General features: G+C 57.2%; 19 protein-coding genes. 13 read left to right on the top strand and 6 right to left on the bottom strand.

The window, feature by feature from the left end; genetic code table 11:
* Positions 1-119 precede the first annotated feature (119 nt).
* Entirely contained in the window at positions 120-755 is a 636-nt protein-coding gene (pyrE, locus tag AC0L6S_RS16520) for an orotate phosphoribosyltransferase (RefSeq protein WP_473425207.1), read from the top strand.
* Positions 756-791: 36 nt separating this feature from the next.
* Entirely contained in the window at positions 792-1,451 is a 660-nt protein-coding gene (locus AC0L6S_RS16515) for a hypothetical protein (protein WP_473425206.1), read from the top strand.
* Positions 1,452-1,526: 75 nt separating this feature from the next.
* Here AC0L6S_RS16515 and slmA read toward each other — a convergent pair whose 3' ends face one another.
* The 4 genes from slmA to coaBC form a co-directional block, all read right to left on the bottom strand.
* Positions 1,527-2,162 carry a nucleoid occlusion factor SlmA gene (gene slmA / locus AC0L6S_RS16510; protein ID WP_473425205.1) on the bottom strand — a complete coding sequence of 212 codons (636 nt, stop codon included), beginning with the start codon at positions 2,160-2,162 and terminating at the stop codon, positions 1,527-1,529.
* Between the two features lie 101 nt (positions 2,163-2,263).
* Positions 2,264-3,166 carry an acetylglutamate kinase gene (argB, locus tag AC0L6S_RS16505; protein ID WP_473425204.1) on the bottom strand — a complete coding sequence of 301 codons (903 nt, stop codon included), beginning with the start codon at positions 3,164-3,166 and terminating at the stop codon, positions 2,264-2,266.
* A gap of 46 nt (positions 3,167-3,212) precedes the next feature.
* Complete coding sequence (locus tag AC0L6S_RS16500) at positions 3,213-5,831, bottom strand: phosphomannomutase/phosphoglucomutase (RefSeq protein WP_473425203.1); 2,619 nt, start codon at positions 5,829-5,831, stop codon at positions 3,213-3,215.
* Positions 5,832-5,984: 153 nt separating this feature from the next.
* Positions 5,985-7,175 carry a bifunctional phosphopantothenoylcysteine decarboxylase/phosphopantothenate--cysteine ligase CoaBC gene (gene coaBC, locus AC0L6S_RS16495; RefSeq protein WP_473425202.1) on the bottom strand — a complete coding sequence of 397 codons (1,191 nt, stop codon included), beginning with the start codon at positions 7,173-7,175 and terminating at the stop codon, positions 5,985-5,987.
* A 92-nt stretch (positions 7,176-7,267) separates the two neighbouring features.
* On the opposite strand from coaBC, the gene radC reads away from it, so the two are divergent.
* From radC to AC0L6S_RS16470, 5 genes are all read left to right on the top strand, one after another.
* The gene (gene radC / locus AC0L6S_RS16490) at positions 7,268-7,942 is read left to right on the top strand and encodes a RadC family protein (protein ID WP_473425201.1); all 675 of its coding nucleotides are present in this window, start codon (positions 7,268-7,270) and stop codon (positions 7,940-7,942) included.
* Positions 7,943-8,247: 305 nt separating this feature from the next.
* Entirely contained in the window at positions 8,248-8,484 is a 237-nt protein-coding gene (rpmB, locus tag AC0L6S_RS16485; RefSeq protein WP_473425200.1) for a 50S ribosomal protein L28, read from the top strand.
* Positions 8,485-8,496: 12 nt separating this feature from the next.
* A complete protein-coding gene (gene rpmG / locus AC0L6S_RS16480) occupies positions 8,497-8,652 on the top strand; it encodes a 50S ribosomal protein L33 (protein ID WP_040481754.1) in 156 nt (51 codons plus the stop codon).
* 106 nt (positions 8,653-8,758) lie between these two features.
* Positions 8,759-9,571, top strand: coding sequence for a bifunctional DNA-formamidopyrimidine glycosylase/DNA-(apurinic or apyrimidinic site) lyase (gene mutM, locus AC0L6S_RS16475; protein ID WP_473425199.1), 813 nt, complete (start codon positions 8,759-8,761; stop codon positions 9,569-9,571).
* Positions 9,572-9,622: 51 nt separating this feature from the next.
* Positions 9,623-9,994 (top strand): hypothetical protein, encoded by a 372-nt coding sequence (locus tag AC0L6S_RS16470; protein ID WP_473425198.1) that lies wholly within the window; start codon positions 9,623-9,625, stop codon positions 9,992-9,994.
* A 28-nt stretch (positions 9,995-10,022) separates the two neighbouring features.
* On the opposite strand, the gene coaD is transcribed toward AC0L6S_RS16470, so the two are convergent.
* Both coaD and rsmD read right to left on the bottom strand, forming a co-directional pair.
* Positions 10,023-10,511 carry a pantetheine-phosphate adenylyltransferase gene (gene coaD / locus AC0L6S_RS16465; RefSeq protein ID WP_473425197.1) on the bottom strand — a complete coding sequence of 163 codons (489 nt, stop codon included), beginning with the start codon at positions 10,509-10,511 and terminating at the stop codon, positions 10,023-10,025.
* Positions 10,512-10,598: 87 nt separating this feature from the next.
* Positions 10,599-11,198 carry a 16S rRNA (guanine(966)-N(2))-methyltransferase RsmD gene (rsmD, locus tag AC0L6S_RS16460; protein ID WP_473425196.1) on the bottom strand — a complete coding sequence of 200 codons (600 nt, stop codon included), beginning with the start codon at positions 11,196-11,198 and terminating at the stop codon, positions 10,599-10,601.
* Between the two features lie 534 nt (positions 11,199-11,732).
* On the opposite strand from rsmD, the gene ftsY reads away from it, so the two are divergent.
* The 6 genes from ftsY to trmB all read left to right on the top strand — a co-directional run bounded on the left by ftsY (position 11,733) and on the right by trmB (position 16,622).
* A complete protein-coding gene (gene ftsY / locus AC0L6S_RS16455) occupies positions 11,733-12,848 on the top strand; it encodes a signal recognition particle-docking protein FtsY (RefSeq protein ID WP_473428626.1) in 1,116 nt (371 codons plus the stop codon).
* Entirely contained in the window at positions 12,845-13,510 is a 666-nt protein-coding gene (gene ftsE, locus AC0L6S_RS16450; protein WP_473425195.1) for a cell division ATP-binding protein FtsE, read from the top strand. The genes ftsY and ftsE overlap by 4 nt, the downstream gene beginning before the upstream one ends.
* On the top strand, positions 13,507-14,490 hold the full coding sequence (gene ftsX, locus AC0L6S_RS16445) for a permease-like cell division protein FtsX (protein ID WP_473425194.1): 984 nt from the start codon (positions 13,507-13,509) through the stop codon (positions 14,488-14,490). The genes ftsE and ftsX overlap by 4 nt, the downstream gene beginning before the upstream one ends.
* Positions 14,491-14,638: 148 nt before the next feature.
* The gene (gene rpoH, locus AC0L6S_RS16440; RefSeq protein ID WP_473425193.1) at positions 14,639-15,493 is read left to right on the top strand and encodes an RNA polymerase sigma factor RpoH; all 855 of its coding nucleotides are present in this window, start codon (positions 14,639-14,641) and stop codon (positions 15,491-15,493) included.
* A 49-nt stretch (positions 15,494-15,542) separates the two neighbouring features.
* Positions 15,543-15,920: a DUF423 domain-containing protein gene (locus AC0L6S_RS16435; RefSeq protein ID WP_473425192.1), complete on the top strand. Its 378-nt coding sequence runs from the start codon at positions 15,543-15,545 to the stop codon at positions 15,918-15,920.
* A 15-nt stretch (positions 15,921-15,935) separates the two neighbouring features.
* A complete protein-coding gene (gene trmB, locus AC0L6S_RS16430) occupies positions 15,936-16,622 on the top strand; it encodes a tRNA (guanosine(46)-N7)-methyltransferase TrmB (protein WP_473425191.1) in 687 nt (228 codons plus the stop codon).

Here is a 16,622-nt window from a genome sequence, read left to right as displayed (position 1 = left end):
ATCGCCTGCAGCGATTGCACAGCTCGGACCAGATTATTAGTTAGTGGTTAAACCCGGTTTTGCGTATTCTATAGCGTAATCAGGGGATTACAATGCTTCCTTAAGGATCATATATCGATATGCAAGGCTATCAAACAGAATTTATTGAGCTGGCGCGGCGCAGCGACGTATTGAAGTTCGGTGAATTTACACTGAAGTCTGGTCGGGTCAGCCCCTATTTCTTCAATGCCGGTGCGTTTGCCTCCGGTGGGGCATTGGCTTTACTGGGCCGCTGTTATGCGCAGTGCATCGTGGATTCCGGGGTGCAGTTCGACATCTTGCTGGGGCCCGCCTATAAAGGCATACCGCTGGCTGCGGCCACCGCCGTGGCGCTGGCCGATCAGCATGGCAGGGATGTGGCCTTTGCCTATAACCGCAAGGAAGCCAAGGCGCATGGAGAGGGTGGCACCATGGTGGGTGCGCCGCTGCGTGGCCGGGTTCTGGTTATCGACGACGTTATCACTGCCGGTACTGCAGTGCGCGAGGTGATTGGCATGATTCAGGCGGCTGGCGCAGAACTGGCCGGCGTGGTGATTGGACTGGACCGGCAGGAGCGCGGGGCTGGAGACAGGTCAGCCGTGCAGGAAGTCGAGAATAGCCACCGTGTGCCGGTTATGAGCATCATCAATATGAGCCACATCATTGCCTATCTGGAATCGGAGGATCAAGGCCCTCTGGAGGCTATGCGCACTTATCGCAAACGCTACGGGGTGTAGCTTGTACCAACCGGGTACAGGTTCTATATTGGGCACATGAATACACGAACATCGCTCTTTCGTGGGATGGTGGCATGCGCGTTACTGCTGTTTCTCACGCCACTGGTCGAGGCCAAGCCGCTCTATCGCTATCGCAATGCCGAAGGCAATGTCGTCGTGGATTACCAGGTCCCGGCGGAGTCAATCAGCGGCGGCTATGAAGTGCTCAACAACGAAGGCATGGTGATCAAGGTTGTGCCGCGGACACTGACCCCGGAGGAAAGAGCGATAGAAAATGCTGAAAATGAGCGCGAGAGAGAGGCGAGAGCGGAGCAGGAGCGCCTGCGGAAGTGGGATGAGTCGCTAATGCTTCGCTACAGCACCGTAGAAGATATAGAGGATGCACGGCGTCGAGCCCTCGGTGAATTGCAGATCAGGATGAGTATCCTCAAGGGCAATCGCCGCGCGCTTAAACAGAAGGTCGAAAACTATCAGGCCCAGGCAGCCAATATGGAGCGCTCTGGCATAGCAGTGGATGTGGAGCGGCTGCGAGCCATTGAAACCCTGCAAAGTGAAATCGCGAGTACAGAGCGCGACATCAGTGATCGGGAGCGCGAAATACTTGAGCTCGAAGCGGCCTACGATGCGGATATCGAGCGCTTCAGAATGTTGCGAGACGTTGTTGAACTGCGGCAGACGCTGCGCACCAGACAGTAGGTGTGGTGTTCGCGGCCGGCCTTGTAAACAGGGGCGGCGAAGTGGCGCTCGGTCACAACCTAGAGAGAGTTTTTCCTAGCTAACGAAACCGTGGGCCTGGCCGGAAAGTGGCTGGGTGACAGCATCGCGGAAGAACCCACCGATCAGCAACTCCCACTGTTTGTTCCACTCCGAGGTGGGCGGTCGGCTGAAGCCGCTGCGAACATACTGGGATATGCGACCCTCGGCGGCGGCCATCAGCAGGTTGGCGGCAGCGGCCAGTGACAGTACCGGGCGCAACCCTTCACGCAACTCCGCTTCCCGAATTACCTGTTTGAGCTGTGTTTCGAAACGGTCAAACAACTGCGCGACACGCTGGTGCAGGCGCTCGGTTTCTCCCGACAGGGCATCACCTGTCAGGATTCGGGTAAGGCCGGGGTTACGCTCGGTGAATACCAGCAACAGCATAAGCATTTTTTCGCAGCGTTTCGCGGCAGTGGATTCCTCTCCCAGAATAATGCTGACACGGGTGAACAACGTGTCCTCGATAAACTCGATAAGACCTTCAAACATTTTGGACTTGCTGGGAAAGTGCCGATACAGAGCGGCTTCAGAAACACCGACCTGTTTAGCCAAACCGGCAGTGGTTATGCGATTGCCGGGGTTGGATTCCAGCATTTGGGCCAGAGCTTCCAATATCTGCTGGCGCCTTTGGGATTTTCTCGGAGGCATGGCGTTCCAACTCGAATAGCGTTTCTTCCATGCTAGCGATTACCCGCCGCGCCTGCAATAAGCCCGGCCACTATGGGGCCGGATTTCTGCCTCTTTTTTTCTTAGTTGCGTTTATTGGTGATGAGCGTGCCCATGCCCTCGTCCGTGAATGTTTCAAGCAGCACTGCGTGGGGCACTCGGCCATCGACAATATGGGCACTGTTAACACCGGTTTTAACCGCGTCCAGAGCACAGCGTATTTTCGGCAGCATACCTCCGCTGATAGTGCCGTCGGCGATCAGCTCGTCGACCTGCTGCGTCGTCAGGCCGGTGAGGATTTCTCCATTCTTATCCAGCAGCCCGGCGACATTGGTTAGCAGCATAAGCTTTTCCGCGCGCATGACTTCGGCCAGTTTTCCGGCTACCAGATCGGCGTTGATATTGTATGTGCTGCCGTCCTCGCCCACGCCTATTGGCGCGATGACAGGAATGAAGTTGCTCTCCAGGATAACTTTGAGCACTTCGGTATCAATCTGGTCGACTTCTCCGACATGGCCGATATCTATGATCTCTGGCGCATCCAGCCCCGGCGTATTCCGGCTGACCTTGAGTTTGTGTGCGCGAATCATCTGCCCGTCTTTCCCGGTGACACCAATGGCCTTGCCCCCGTTGCGATTGATCGATGAGACGATCTCCTTATTGACACTGCCTCCCAGCACCATTTCCACTACGTCCATTGTCTGGGCATCGGTGACTCGCATGCCGTCTACAAATTCGGTATGGATATTGAGCTTCTCTAGCAGCGCACCAATCTGGGGCCCGCCGCCATGCACAACCACCGGATTCATCCCAACCAGCTTCATCAGTACCACATCTCTGGCGAAGCTCTCGTGCAGTAGTGGGTCCACCATCGCATTGCCACCAAATTTGACGACAATGGTTTTTCCTGTGAAGCGCTGGATATAGGGCAGCGCCTCTGTGAGTACCTGTGCAATGTTGAGCGCTTCAGTGCGATCTAGTGACATAGCGTGACCTGCGATTAATCCGGGCCCTGTAGTGGGCTGGGAAAGTTTAAAAGTTAAGTTCGATGTCGGGGTCTATCAGGGCGATATGCTCTCTGAATTCATCCTGAATAATCTCGAGGTTTTCCTGGGTGTCCGCCTCAAAACGCGCGGTAAGGGCCGGCCCAGTGTTGGAGGCGCGCAATAGGCCCCAGCCGTAGCTGAAGTCCACCCGGATGCCATCCATGGTATTGACTTTGCCGTTGGAGAAATCGGCATCTTCAATGATTTTCTTCACTAGCGCGAACTTGTAGTCATCACTCACTGGAATAATGATCTCCGGCGTGTTGATGGTGGCCGGAAACTGATCGATGGACTGGTCCAGGCTCTCGCCATGCGTGCTTAGTATTTCGGCCAAGCGCCCTGCCGCATACATACCGTCGTCAAACCCGTACCAGCGTTCCCCGAAAAACATGTGGCCGGAGAATTCGCCGCCCAGCAGTGCACCGGTCTCCTGCATCTTTTCTTTCATAAATGCGTGTCCGGTTTTCCACAGGACAGGCCGGCCACCGTTACGTGTGATGAGCTCGGAGAGGTGGCGGGTGCACTTCACGTCGAACACGACATCGGCGCCCGGGTTGCGTGACACCACATCCTGGGCATAGAGCATCAGCAGGACATCGGAGCGGATAATGCGTCCGCTGGGTGTCACTACGGCAAGCCGGTCGCCATCACCATCAAATGCCACACCAAAATCCGCCTGCACATCGACAACCACTCGGCACAGTTCAGCGAGGTTATCCTCATTGCTGGTATCCGGGGGATGGCCGGGGAATCGCCCGTCAATATGGCAGTTCAGGCGCTCCACTTCACAGCCGAGTTCTTCGAACAGCCTCGGGGCCAGTTCACCAGTGGCACCATTGCTCGCATCAATTACAATTCTCAGTGGCACAGCGATAGCGATGTCGTGCAGTACCTCCTCTTTGTAGGCAGGCACGATATCTTCACGCACCATTCGCCCGCTGCCGGAGCTGAACGTACCAGCGCGCACTCGTTCTCGAATCTGTCTGATACCGCCCGCCGCAATAGTTTGCTGATTCAGCACAATTTTGAGCCCATTGTGGTCGGCGGGGTTGTGGCTGCCGGTTATCATGATGCCGGATCGGCAGTTCAGGTGCCGCGTGGCAAAATACAGTAGTGGAGTCGGTACGAGGCCGATGTCTATGACATCCCTGCCTGTTTCCATCAGTGCGCGTACTACCACAGACTTGATGCGCGGGCTGGATGTGCGTCCGTCACAGCCTACGATCAGTGATTGCTCACCCATTTCACCGGCAATGCTGCCAATGGCGCGGGCGATGTTGTTTATCAGCTCGTCTGTCAGTTCGGTCTCGGCATTACCGCGAATATCGTAGGCGCGGAACACGTGCTCTGGTACTCCCGCTTCGGGGGGTGGAGCGGTTGCTGAGGTGACATCGCCGCTGGCAATATCCAGGTCCAGGTCCAGAACCTCGTCATCATCGAGCATATTCTTGGATTGGAAAAGTGGGTTGGTGAACTCGGAACTCTGAGTGGCAGGTGGTGGCGCCTCCTCCTGAGTAGGTTGGGGCGTTGGGCTGGTGGAGGTGCTCTGTCGCAGGGCGCGCAGGGTTGCGCGGCGCAATTGCTTGGCCAGTGGCACCAGCTCCGGTACTGCCAGATTTAGCGGGCTCTTCTGGTCCGCCGCCGCAACAACTAACTCGATTTCCGTATTCAATTTCCGTGGAAATACAATGAGTACGATGGACAGTGACGCGAATGCCGCCAGCACCAGCAGGGCCAGCAGCGTATACAGCGGAATCGGGTCGATACTCAGTGTGCTTAACAGCTCGTCGGAAGGGCTGAACGAGATGCGCCACGAAGTATCAGGAATCTCGGCATAACGGGTGCCGGGGCCGACGCTTGCGCTGCCATTTTCAGCGATAACGTCCACGCGGTCCTGTCCACCCGGTGTGGTGAATAATTGCTCCAGCGCGTAGCGGCCATGGGAATTCCCCAGAGGCTTCAGTTGTTTTGCGATTTCCTCGTTGTCCAGTGTGGCGAGGATGACCGCCCAGCGATCCTCGATACGGGGGTGCGTCACGCGTGCCGCCACGGAGGTTAGCCAACGGTCTTCAAACTTATATGCCTCAGGTTGTGTGTCCTCACCCTCGCTGGTGCGCCTGACAAGATCGACTTCGATATGATTCCGCAACCCCTGATTACCCTCGGCAAAGTCAGCGGTGCCCATATCGCCGATAGGGATGATTCTTAAACTGGTCACTTCCGGAAAGTAATCCAACATGGCTTGTTCAACCAGAGGTAGATCATCCTCGGATTTGCTGGCTATCGCGGAAAGCGCGAGTGGTGACAGCGCGGCGCTTTGAATACGTTCCTGAAGCTGGGAAAAGAGGCGGTGGATGATTGTCGCCTGTTCCAGTGCGAAAGATGAGGACACCCTGTCAACCTGTTGTTCCTGAAGGTAGGGCTGACGCGCAAAGATCAGGTAGGCGAAAGCCATTACCAAAGGAACCAGAATGGCCGCCAGTGCAATGCCCCCGATCTTTTGCAACGCATTCCCTTTGGCGTTGATGCCTTGGGGGCTATTAGTAACCGCCTTCTTAGGGCCGTCGTCCTTGGGGGATTTTTTAAATTTTTTAAACTTCAGCATTCACCGGGCCAGTCTACACGTCCAGTGTAGGATGATATTACATAGTAGTGGTCGCTCAAACGGGCATATTCCCTTTAGTTCAGTTGTCCGTGCCGGCATTGGCCGGGGCGGGGCGCAAGCGAGGGGGTAGCCACTAAACAGCGGGTCCCCTATTCAGGAATGCCGGGCAATCAATTGTACTATCTGCCGCGCTATCGTATGTTTCGTTGCGCGCTCTATCGTTTGTTCGCCATCGGACCACAATACTGTCACGGCGTTTTCATCGCTATTAAAGCCGATTGACGTATCTGCCACATCGTTGGCGACGATCATATCCAGGCCCTTGCGCTGCATTTTGTCCCTGGCATAGGCCAGCACGTCATTGGTTTCTGCCGCAAAGCCAACGGTGTAGGGCTTGTGCTCATGTGATGCCACGGTAGCAACTATATCCGGCGTACGTACCATCTGCAGGGTCATTTCCTGTGGCCCTTTCTTTATTTTTTGGCTTTGAACTGCGACGGGGCGGTAGTCCGCTACCGCAGCACAGGCAATGAAAATATCGCAGTCTGGCAGTAGCAGCAGGCTCTGCTCCAGCATCTCTTCGGCGCTCTGGACGTCTACAACCCTGGTGTGTTCCGGCGCGGCCACGTTCACAGGGCCACTGACCAGCGTCGTGATTGCACCGGCATCGACGGCCGCCTGAGCCAACGCGTAGCCCATCTTCCCCGAGCTGTTGTTGGAGATATAGCGCACCGGGTCCAGTGCCTCGCGTGTCGGGCCGGCGGTGATGACGATACGTTTGCCCGCCAACTCACCGGTGGCAAATAAGCCGCCTGCGGCATCGGCAATCACCTCTGGCGCCTCCATGCGACCGGGACCGATATCGCCACAGGCCTGCAGGCCGGCTTCCGGGCCCACCAACTGTACACCTCTTTCCAATAGGGTATTGATGTTGGCCGCCGTCGCCGCATCCTTCCACATCTGTTGGTTCATCGCAGGTGCCAGCATCATCGGTGCAGAGGTGGCAAGTGCCACTGTCGTGAGGAGGTCATCGGCCCGACCGGCACTGAGGCGCGCTATCAGGTCGGCCGTGGCCGGTGCAATCAACAGCACGTCTGCCCAGCGCGCCAGTTCAATATGCCCCATACCGAGTTCGGCGCGCTCGTCCAGCAATTCGGTGTGTACAGGATTTCCGGAGAGCGCCTGCAGGGTTAACGGCGTAATAAATTCCTGTGCCCCGTGAGTCATTATCACGCGCACTTTGGCGCCGCGTTCCTGCAACGCCCTGACCAGTTCTGCAGATTTGTAGGCGGCGATACCGCCGCTGACACCAAGCAGAACATTGCGATTGAAAAGATGTGCCATTTACGCGCTCTATCTGGGAGGATAACCGGGTGGAAGATACCACTGTGACGCAGGATTTGACACCGCACAGCTGGAGCTCAGGGAGGAGCCGTATGAGTATTGCCCGCTGGATTCCGGGGGAAGGCCCACGGGATAAACTCATGGAGCGCGGTGCCGATGCCCTGTCGGATGCAGAGTTGCTCGCCGTCCTGCTACACACCGGTTACCGTGATTGCAGCGCGCTGGATATGGCGCGTTCCCTGCTGACGGAGTTCAGCGGCATAGGTGGATTGATGCGCGCGCCACAAGGCAAGCTGTTGGACTGTTCGGGAGTCGGGCCGGCAAAATATGCTCGTCTACGTGCCGCGATGGAGCTGGCTTGCAGGCAGGCTTTACAGACCGCACGCAAAGGTGATGTCCTGAGCAGCCCGAGCGATACCCGCCGCTTCCTGCAGTACCACCTCGGCAGTCGTAACAGAGAGGTCTTCACCTGTCTGTTTCTGGACAGCCAGCACCGTGTGCAGCGCTGCGAGGATCTGTTCTTCGGTACTCTCGACGGCGCCGCTGTCTACCCGCGTGAGGTCGCTGTCAGAGCGCTGCAGTATGGCGCTGCCGCGGTGATATTCGCACACAACCACCCCTCCGGCGTGGCCGAGCCAAGCAGTGCCGACCGGCGTATCACCGAGCGCTTGTGCTCCGCGCTCGCACTGCTGGATATCAGGGTGCTGGATCATATTATTGTCGGCAGTGGCCGAGAGTACTCGTTTGCCGAGCAAGGGCTTTTATAAGCGCATCGGCAATTATGCACCTTGGGCAGAAACAAGGAAGCGTCTGCCCGTGTTAGTGGTTCTGCTGGATTGAGCCACCTTCACGGAATCCGGGTGATCAGGCCCCGCCAGGGCCTAATCACCCGGGCTTCTCGGCAGTCTCTGCGATTTTCAAACTGAGCCCCTATCCCAAGTTTACATCGCTTGCTATGCGCCGGTTGTTCTGGTATAAAGTCGCGCTCTGCGCGGCCTGGGTCTCGTTCTGACCGTCAGGCAACATCAAATTTACTGAAAATCCCGCGTGCTTTTTGGGAGAGCAAACTATCATGGCTAGAGTCTGTCAGGTTACCGGCAAACGTCCGATAACAGGAAATAACGTGTCACACGCAAAGAACCGCACCCGTCGTCGTTTTTTGCCTAATCTGCATCAGCACCGTTTCTGGCTGCAGGACGAGAAGCGCTTTGTCACCCTGCGTGTCTCGAGCAAGGGTATGCGTGTCATCGATAAACTGGGTATTGAGCAGGTGTTGGAAAACATTCGCGCCCGTGGCGAAAAAGTTTAAAGGAGAACTGCGATGAGAGAGAAGATCAGAATGAACTCTTCCGCTGGTACAGGCCATTTTTATACCACGGACAAAAACAAGCGAACTACGCCCGACAAGCTCGAAATGAAAAAGTACGATCCGGTCGCGCGTAAGCACGTCATGTATAAGGAAGGCAAAATCAAGTAATTGCCCTACCGACGTGATGCACAATACATAAAACCCCGGCTATAGCCGGGGTTTTTGCTTGTGGGTCCAGGCTTTCTCAACCCAGCAGAATCAAAAATACAGCGCTATGCCCGAGTTGCCCGAAGTAGAGACGACCCGCCGGGGAGTCGAACCACACTGCCTCAATCGCACGGTTGAACAGGTCAACGTGCGTGATGCCCGGTTGCGCTGGCCGGTCCCGGATACACTGCCGGCAGTGCTTCGCGGTCAGACGATTACTGCGGTAGATCGCAGAGGTAAGTACTTACTATTCCGCACCTCCGTCGGTAGCCTGTTGGTGCACCTGGGTATGTCCGGGTCATTGCGGGTGGTTGCCCCCGTTGAAACACCCGGTCGGCATGATCACATCGATCTTCTGCTGGATGGCGGCGCCTGCCTGCGCTACCACGACCCGCGGCGCTTCGGCTGTTTTCTGTGGCAACCGCCCGGTGAGGTGCACTCGCTGCTCAGCCATCTGGGTCCCGAACCCCTCTCAGAGAGCTTTGACGGCCAGCTTTTGCACCGATTGTCGCGGGGTCGCAAGGGGCCGGTCAAGAACTTCATCATGGACGGTAAGGTGGTCGTCGGTGTTGGTAATATTTACGCTAACGAAGCACTGTTCCTTTCGGGTATTCATCCTGCCCGGGCTGCCGGGCGCATCTCGCTGGCGCGTTACCTGCGGCTCTCAGATAACATAAAGCGAGTACTTACTTCGGCTATAGATCAGGGCGGCACTACTCTTAGAGACTTCGTGGGCGGTGACGGCAAACCCGGTTACTTCGCCCAGCAACTGCATGTATACGGCCGCTCGGGGCAGCCTTGCGGGGCTTGCGGGGGCGAGTTGCGAGAGCTGCGACTGGGTCAGCGCAGCAGTGTCTACTGCGTGACCTGCCAGCGCTGAACAGGCTACACTTAGTGCAAAGGGGACGGGTATAAACCCGGGAGCGTGATCATGAAAATAAGAGTTCGGGTACGTCGGGCGACAGTTGCCCTGATGGTAAGTTGTCTACTGCTGCCGCAGATGTTGCTGGCTCAAGAGGCCATTGACGAGAGCCCCAATGAATGGGCCATGGTCGGAGACCTGCTGGTTGCGCGGCCCATTGGCGCGGTGCTGACAGTGGGAGGTACCGCGGTATGGCTGGTCAGTCTGCCGTTCACGTTGTTGGCCGGTAGTGCCAGTGAAGCGGCGGGGACCTTGATTGGTGGGCCGGCAGAAGCGACCTTTATGCGCTGCCTCGGCTGCCGTAACACGGGCTATACCGGTAAGGATGCCGAGGCGATAAAACGCATGAACGAAAGAAACGCGGAAGACAGCGATTCCTGAGGCACTACCCGTGCCGACGCGGCTCCGGTCAGTTCCCGGTAAATCGGCGCTTCAGTGCAGTGGCGACCTGCTCCGGCACAAAGGGTCCGATTTCGCCATCCAGTGCGGCGATTTCCCGCACAAGGGAAGATGAAATATAGGACAGGTGTTCTGAGGGCGTGAGGAAGATACTCTCAAACTCGGGGAAGATGGCCCTGTTCATATTGGCCAGCTGAAACTCATACTCGAAATCCGCTACCGCCCTTAGGCCGCGCAGCACGCAGCGGGCATTCTGACTTTTGGCAAAGTCTGTCAACAGATTGCTGAAACCCACGACCTCGACGTTATCCAGATGGGCCAGTGACGCCTCGCAGAGGGCAACCCTTTCTTCAAGAGAAAACAGCGGCGTTTTCTTTTCACTGTGGGCGATCGCCACAACCACGCGGTCAAACAGGCGCGCGGCGCGTTCGGCGAGATCCACATGGCCATTGGTAATGGGGTCAAAGGTGCCGGGATAGATGACAGTTTCGGTACTCATAGCAGTGGCCGGTTGCGAAGGCAGAAGCGCGGATGGTAAACAATTTGTCCGGCAGCGACAATGCGGCCGCTTTCTGCTACGGGTGTTTCAGGCTGCTGTGCTGGTTTCTGTGGTGCTGAACAATCGATAGGCGACACCGCTGGAAACCTTTTCGCGGTGCAGTGTCCATTTTAGGGGCACTGACGGTGGCGGTTCTGTCGATGCCATTTCAATGTAAACGAAAGCTGCTTCGGCCAATAAACTTGAACACGCCAGAGTTTCGCACACCGGTTCCACCAGCGGCAGCTTGAACGGCGGGTCTACAAATACGATATCGTAGGGCTCTTGTGCCTGCTGCAGGAACTGCTGTGCAGTGATTGCGTGGCATCTGCCCACATCCTGAGCATCGAGTGTATGCAGATGCTGCCTTATCCCGGACAGCGCAGCCGGAGCGGAATCGACAAAATCGCAGTGAGCGGCGCCGCGGGAAAGTGCCTCCAGACCCAGCGCACCACTGCCGGCGAACAAATCGGCGCACCGTGCGTCCTGAATATGTGGTGCGAGCCAGTTGAACAGGGTCTCCCGGATACGATCGCCGGTCGGTCTCAGGCCCTCTGCGGCGGGAAAAGAGAGCTTGCGTCCGCGCCAGCGGCCGCCGATGATCCTTACTTGTCCAGGCTTTCCCCGACGACTCCCGGTTCGTGACATTTCTTCGCTTTATCCAAGGGTGTTACGATAGGCGCCTTCTTCAGGCATGCGTAATGCACACACTTTAGCACGACAACTATGAAATTTTTCAAACGTAAAAAACAGGCGGAGGCCAATGAGGCTTCCCCTGAAGTAATCACTGACTGTGAGAAGGGCGGTGACGCGGGTGATGAATCTGCGCAGCCGGCTGCCATCGAGCAGCGCGAAGAAGCCCCGCCTGCACAACCGGCAGAAGCGCCGGTAGCGGAGGCTACGCAGACAGATGCTCCCACCAATGAGTCGGTTAATGCCGAGCAGGTGGTCGATGCCGAGGTTGCTGTCGAGGAGGAAAAGCCCGGCTTCCTGTCACGATTGGGCCTGAGACGCAAGAAGCCGGTTGAGAGCGGTGATTCTTCTGCCGAGCAGGCCCCAGAGGGAGAACAGCCCGAAGCGCTGACCGACGCTTCAGCGCCTGGAAGCCCGGTTGCTGAAGCTACATCGCAGGGTGTCACCGCAGAAGCAAGTCCCAATGCGCAGGTGACAGAGCAACTGGCGATAGCAGACACTGCCGAAGCGACCGCGGCACCGGAGCCGGCTGAAGCACCACAGGTCGACACGTCCTCACCTGAAAGCCCACTGCCGGTTGCGCCGCCTGAAGTGCATTCTTCTGAAGCGTCATCGCAGGAGGAAGCCCCACCGGAGAATGAGAAAGCGGTCGCAGAGGAGAAGACACAGGAGAAGACAGGGTTCTTCTCGCGCCTGCGGCGCGGGCTCGGCCGCACCAGCGACAATCTCGTGCAGGGTCTGGGCAATCTGTTTCTGGGTCGCAAGGAAATTGACGACGAGCTGTTCGAGGAACTGGAGTCTCGCCTGTTGATGGCTGATGTGGGCATTGAGGCGACGCTGGATATTATTCAGCGCCTGACAAAGCGTGTGTCGCGCAAGGAACTGACACGACCGGAGTCACTGCACGCTGCGCTGCGCGAAGAATTGCTGGCGCTGCTGCAGCCCTGTGAGCAGCCACTGGATGTCAGCGGCCATCAGCCCTACGTCATCCTGATGGTGGGGGTTAACGGTGTCGGTAAGACAACGACTATCGGCAAGTTGGCCAAGCACTATATGGAAAGCGGTCGCTCGGTGATGCTGGCTGCGGGTGACACTTTTCGTGCGGCGGCTGTGGAACAATTGCAGGTGTGGGGTGAGCGCAATGATGTGCCGGTAGTGGCACAGCATACCGGTGCGGACAGCGCGTCCGTCCTGTTTGATGCACTCCAGGCGGCGCGCGCGCGCAAGGTGGACGTCCTGATCGCCGATACCGCCGGTCGCTTGCACAACAAAGACAACCTAATGGAAGAACTTAAGAAAGTGGTTCGAGTGATGGGCAAGATCGACCCGTCCGCGCCCCATGAGGTGATGTTGGTGCTGGACGCCGGTACCGGGCAGAATGCGCTCGCCCAGGCGGAGAATTTTCAGCAGTGGGTGGGCGTGACCGGTATTTCCCTGACAAAACTGGACGGCACTGCCAAGGGCGGAATTATTTTTGCGATAGCGAAAAAATTGCAGCTCCCAATCCGTTTCATAGGGGTTGGCGAAGCGGTGGAAGACCTGCGCCCGTTTCAGGCTGAGCAGTTCATAGAAGCTCTTTTCGATGTGGACAATGCCTCTGCATGATCACCTTCGACAGGGTCAGTAAGCGCTATCCGGAAGGGCACGATGCCCTGCGCGAAATCAGTCTCCATATAAATAGCGAAGACTTCGTGTTCCTCACGGGTCATTCCGGCGCCGGCAAGAGCACGCTGTTGCGGTTGATTATGCTGATGGACAGGCCCACTCGCGGGCAGGTTATTGTCAACGGGCAGGACCTGGCTACCGTGCGCTCCCGCGGCATACCCAGGCTGCGGCGCAATATTGGCGTCGTGTTCCAGAACCACCGGCTGCTATTTGACCGTACCGTCTTTGACAATGTTGCACTGCCCCTGGTGATAGCCGGTTATGAACACCGCGAGATTGGGCGCCGCGTGCGCGCGGCACTGGACAAAGTGGGTTTGCTCCACCGCGAGTGGGCCATGCCCAGGGCGCTGTCCGGGGGTGAACAGCAACGTGTGGGTATCGCTAGAGCGGTGGTAGGCAAGCCGCGAATACTGCTGGCCGATGAGCCGACGGGAAACCTCGACCCGGGGCTATCTGCGGAGATCATGAATCTGTTTGAACAGTTTAATCAAGTAGGGGTAACAGTGTTGATAGCCAGTCACGACCTGGCTCTGATCTCGCGTCTACACCACCGCATTATTACCCTGCAACAGGGCAGTCTCGTCAGCGGGGCTGGGCAGTGATACGTCGACGTCAAACGCCAAGGCGCAAGGCGAGCGCCCGCCCCAGTCAAACGGGGCTGCTGAACCAACTCGCTGGCTGGTTGCAGCATCACCGGCTTTCCGCGGCGGACAGCTTGGTGCGTGTCATCGAAAGCCCGGGAGCCAGTTTGCTGACATGGCTGGTTATCGGTATCGCGCTGGCCCTGCCCGTCGGCCTGAATGTGGCATTGGATAACGTTAGCCAGGTGAGCAATGGTTGGGATAGCCCCGCGCAAATCTCATTATTTTTACAGGAGGGCGCAGACGATACAGCAGTAGGCGAGCTCGAGGCGGAATTGGCAGCGCGACAGGATGTGACCGCGTCGCGGTTTATCTCGCGCGAAGAGGCACTGGAAGAGTTTCGTGAACTTTCCGGGTTCGCGGATGTGCTGGCCAATTTGGATGAAAACCCACTGCCGAACCTGATTCTGGTGACGCCCGTTGCCACGCTGGATGAGCCTGCGGTGCTCGCGTTGCGCACAGAACTGGAGGGACACAGTGATATCGCCGAGGCGGTGCTGGATATGGAGTGGTTGCAGCGCCTCAATACGCTGATGGAGCTCAGTCGGCGTATCGTTCTGGCTGTGGGCGGCATGCTGGTGATAGGGGTGCTGTTGATTCTGGGCAACACCATTCGCTTGGCTATTGAGAGCCGGCGCGACGAAATTGTCATCGTCAAGCTGGTCGGTGGCAGCAATGGTTTTGTGCGACGTCCTTTTTTGTATACGGGCTTGTGGTATGGCGTTGGCGGAGGGGTGCTGGCGGGCATTCTGGTGTCGGCGGCGCTGTGGTTTCTCGAAGAGCCGATTGCGAACCTCGCGTTGCTTTACGAAAGTGCGTTTTACCTGAGCGGGCTGGGCGTGATGGGGGCACTGAATCTGGTCATTCTCGGCGGTCTGCTCGGCCTGGCGGGAGCCTGGCTGGCAGTCTCGCGCCATCTGGTCCACATCGAGCCGCAGTAGTCTCTGGGCTTGAGCACTTGGAATTAGCTAAGTACCTGATAAATAAAAATAAAATTTAACTTTTCTCTATGGGCTGAACTTTTGTAAAATTAGCACTCTAATGTATTGAGTGCTAAAATCAGCACCGATTATTAAGAGGACCCAAACAATGACAAAGAGCTTGATGCCTATCGATCAGATGGTGCCGGGAGCCAATCTACCCGCCTATGTGCAGGCGGTGAGCAGCATTCCGATACTGAGCGCTGAACGTGAACGCGAGTTGGCAGAAGATCTTTATTACAATCAGAACCTGGCGGCAGCACGAGAACTGGTAATGTCGCACCTGCGCTTCGTTGTGCACATCGCGCGCAGCTATTCCGGCTATGGCCTGGCTGAGGCGGATCTGGTACAGGAAGGCAATGTCGGCTTGATGAAGGCCGTCAAGCGCTTCAATCCCGAGAAGGGTGTGCGTCTGGTGTCGTTTGCGGTGCATTGGATCAAGGCGGAAATGCACGAGTTCATTCTGCGCAACTGGCGCATCGTGAAAGTGGCGACAACCAAAGCGCAGCGCAAGTTGTTCTTCAACCTGCGCAGCGCCAAAAAGTCGCTGTCCTGGTTGAGTGAGGACGAGGCACAGGCCATCGCTGAAGATCTGGGTGTGGATGTTCAGGAAGTGCAGCGTATGGAGGGTCGGCTCAGCAGCCGCGACCTCGGCTACGACCTGCCCACCGGTTCCGATGACGATGAAACATGGCAGGCACCCCAGTATTATCTGGAAGATCACAGCGCAGACCCGGCGCAGATTCTTGAGTCCAGCGATTGGCAGGACAATAGCGAGACACAACTGCACAGCGCGTTGTCCGATCTCGATGAGCGCAGCCGCGATATTCTGTCGCAGCGCTGGCTGGCCGAGAAGAAAGCCACCCTGCACGAACTGGCCGCTCAGTACGGTGTTTCGGCCGAGCGCATCCGCCAGCTCGAGCAAAGTGCGATGGCGAAGTTGCGAACGGCTATCGCAGTATAGAACGTCCACAGGGGAGGCGGGTTAACCGCCTCCCTGCTACAATCCCTCCATGGCAAAATTGTTTATCACTCTGGCTTCACTCAGCGGCATGCTGGCTGTGATCTTTGGTGCTTTCGGCGCGCACGCACTGAAGGGCAAACTGGATGAATACGCGCTGGGCGTCTTTGATACAGCAGTGCAGTATCATTTCAATCACAGCCTCGCGCTGCTGGCCGTCGGCATTATCGCCCTCAGTCAACCGCACACCGCGCTGCTTAAAAGCAGTGGCTGGTTATTCATTGTTGGTATTTTAATTTTTTCTGGCAGCCTCTATCTGTTAAGTGTGACCGGCGTGCGCTGGCTCGGCGCGATCACTCCGCTGGGAGGACTGGCCTTCATCGCCGGGTGGGCTTGCCTGGCTGCTACAGGCTGGAAACTGCTGGACTAATTCGGACGCGCGGCCATGACAGAACTCGACAAGCGGCAGCGCATACGCAGTTATGTGCTGCGTACGGGTCGTATGACACCGGGGCAGCGCCGCGCATACGATGAAGGCTGGCAGCGCTGGGGCCTTCAGTACACCCCCGATGAACTGGACATCGACGCCGCCTTTGGCCGGCCCGGCGCCCGCGTACTGGAGATCGGCTTTGGCATGGGTCAATCCCTGGCGGAAATGGCAAAGTCCAATCGGGATGCAAATTATATTGGGATTGAGGTGCACCGCCCGGGTGTCGGTCGGTTATTACACAGTATCGACGAACTCGGTATAGACAATATTCGGGTGTACTGCCACGACGCGGTTGAGGTTTTGCAGGACAGCATTCCCGATGCGGCCCTGGATACGATCCAGATCTTCTTTCCCGACCCCTGGCATAAAAAACGGCACAACAAGCGCCGTCTGATACAGCCGGCGTTCGTGGCACTGCTGGCCCAAAAGCTGAAGTCCGGTGGGACATTGCACCTAGCCACCGACTGGGAAGATTATGCGAGCCAGATGATGGCCGTGCTCAGCGGCGCTGAGGACTTCTCGAATACCTGCAGCGAAGGCGAGTTCGCGGAGCGGCCAGCGCAACGGCCACTGACAAAGTTCGAGTTGCGTGGCGAGCGGCTTGGCCACGGCGTCTGGGACCTTGTTTTTTCCCGGATTTGA

This window comes from Halioglobus sp. D3-4 (genome assembly GCF_055809315.1).
This window is presented reverse-complemented; position numbering and strand designations above follow the sequence as displayed.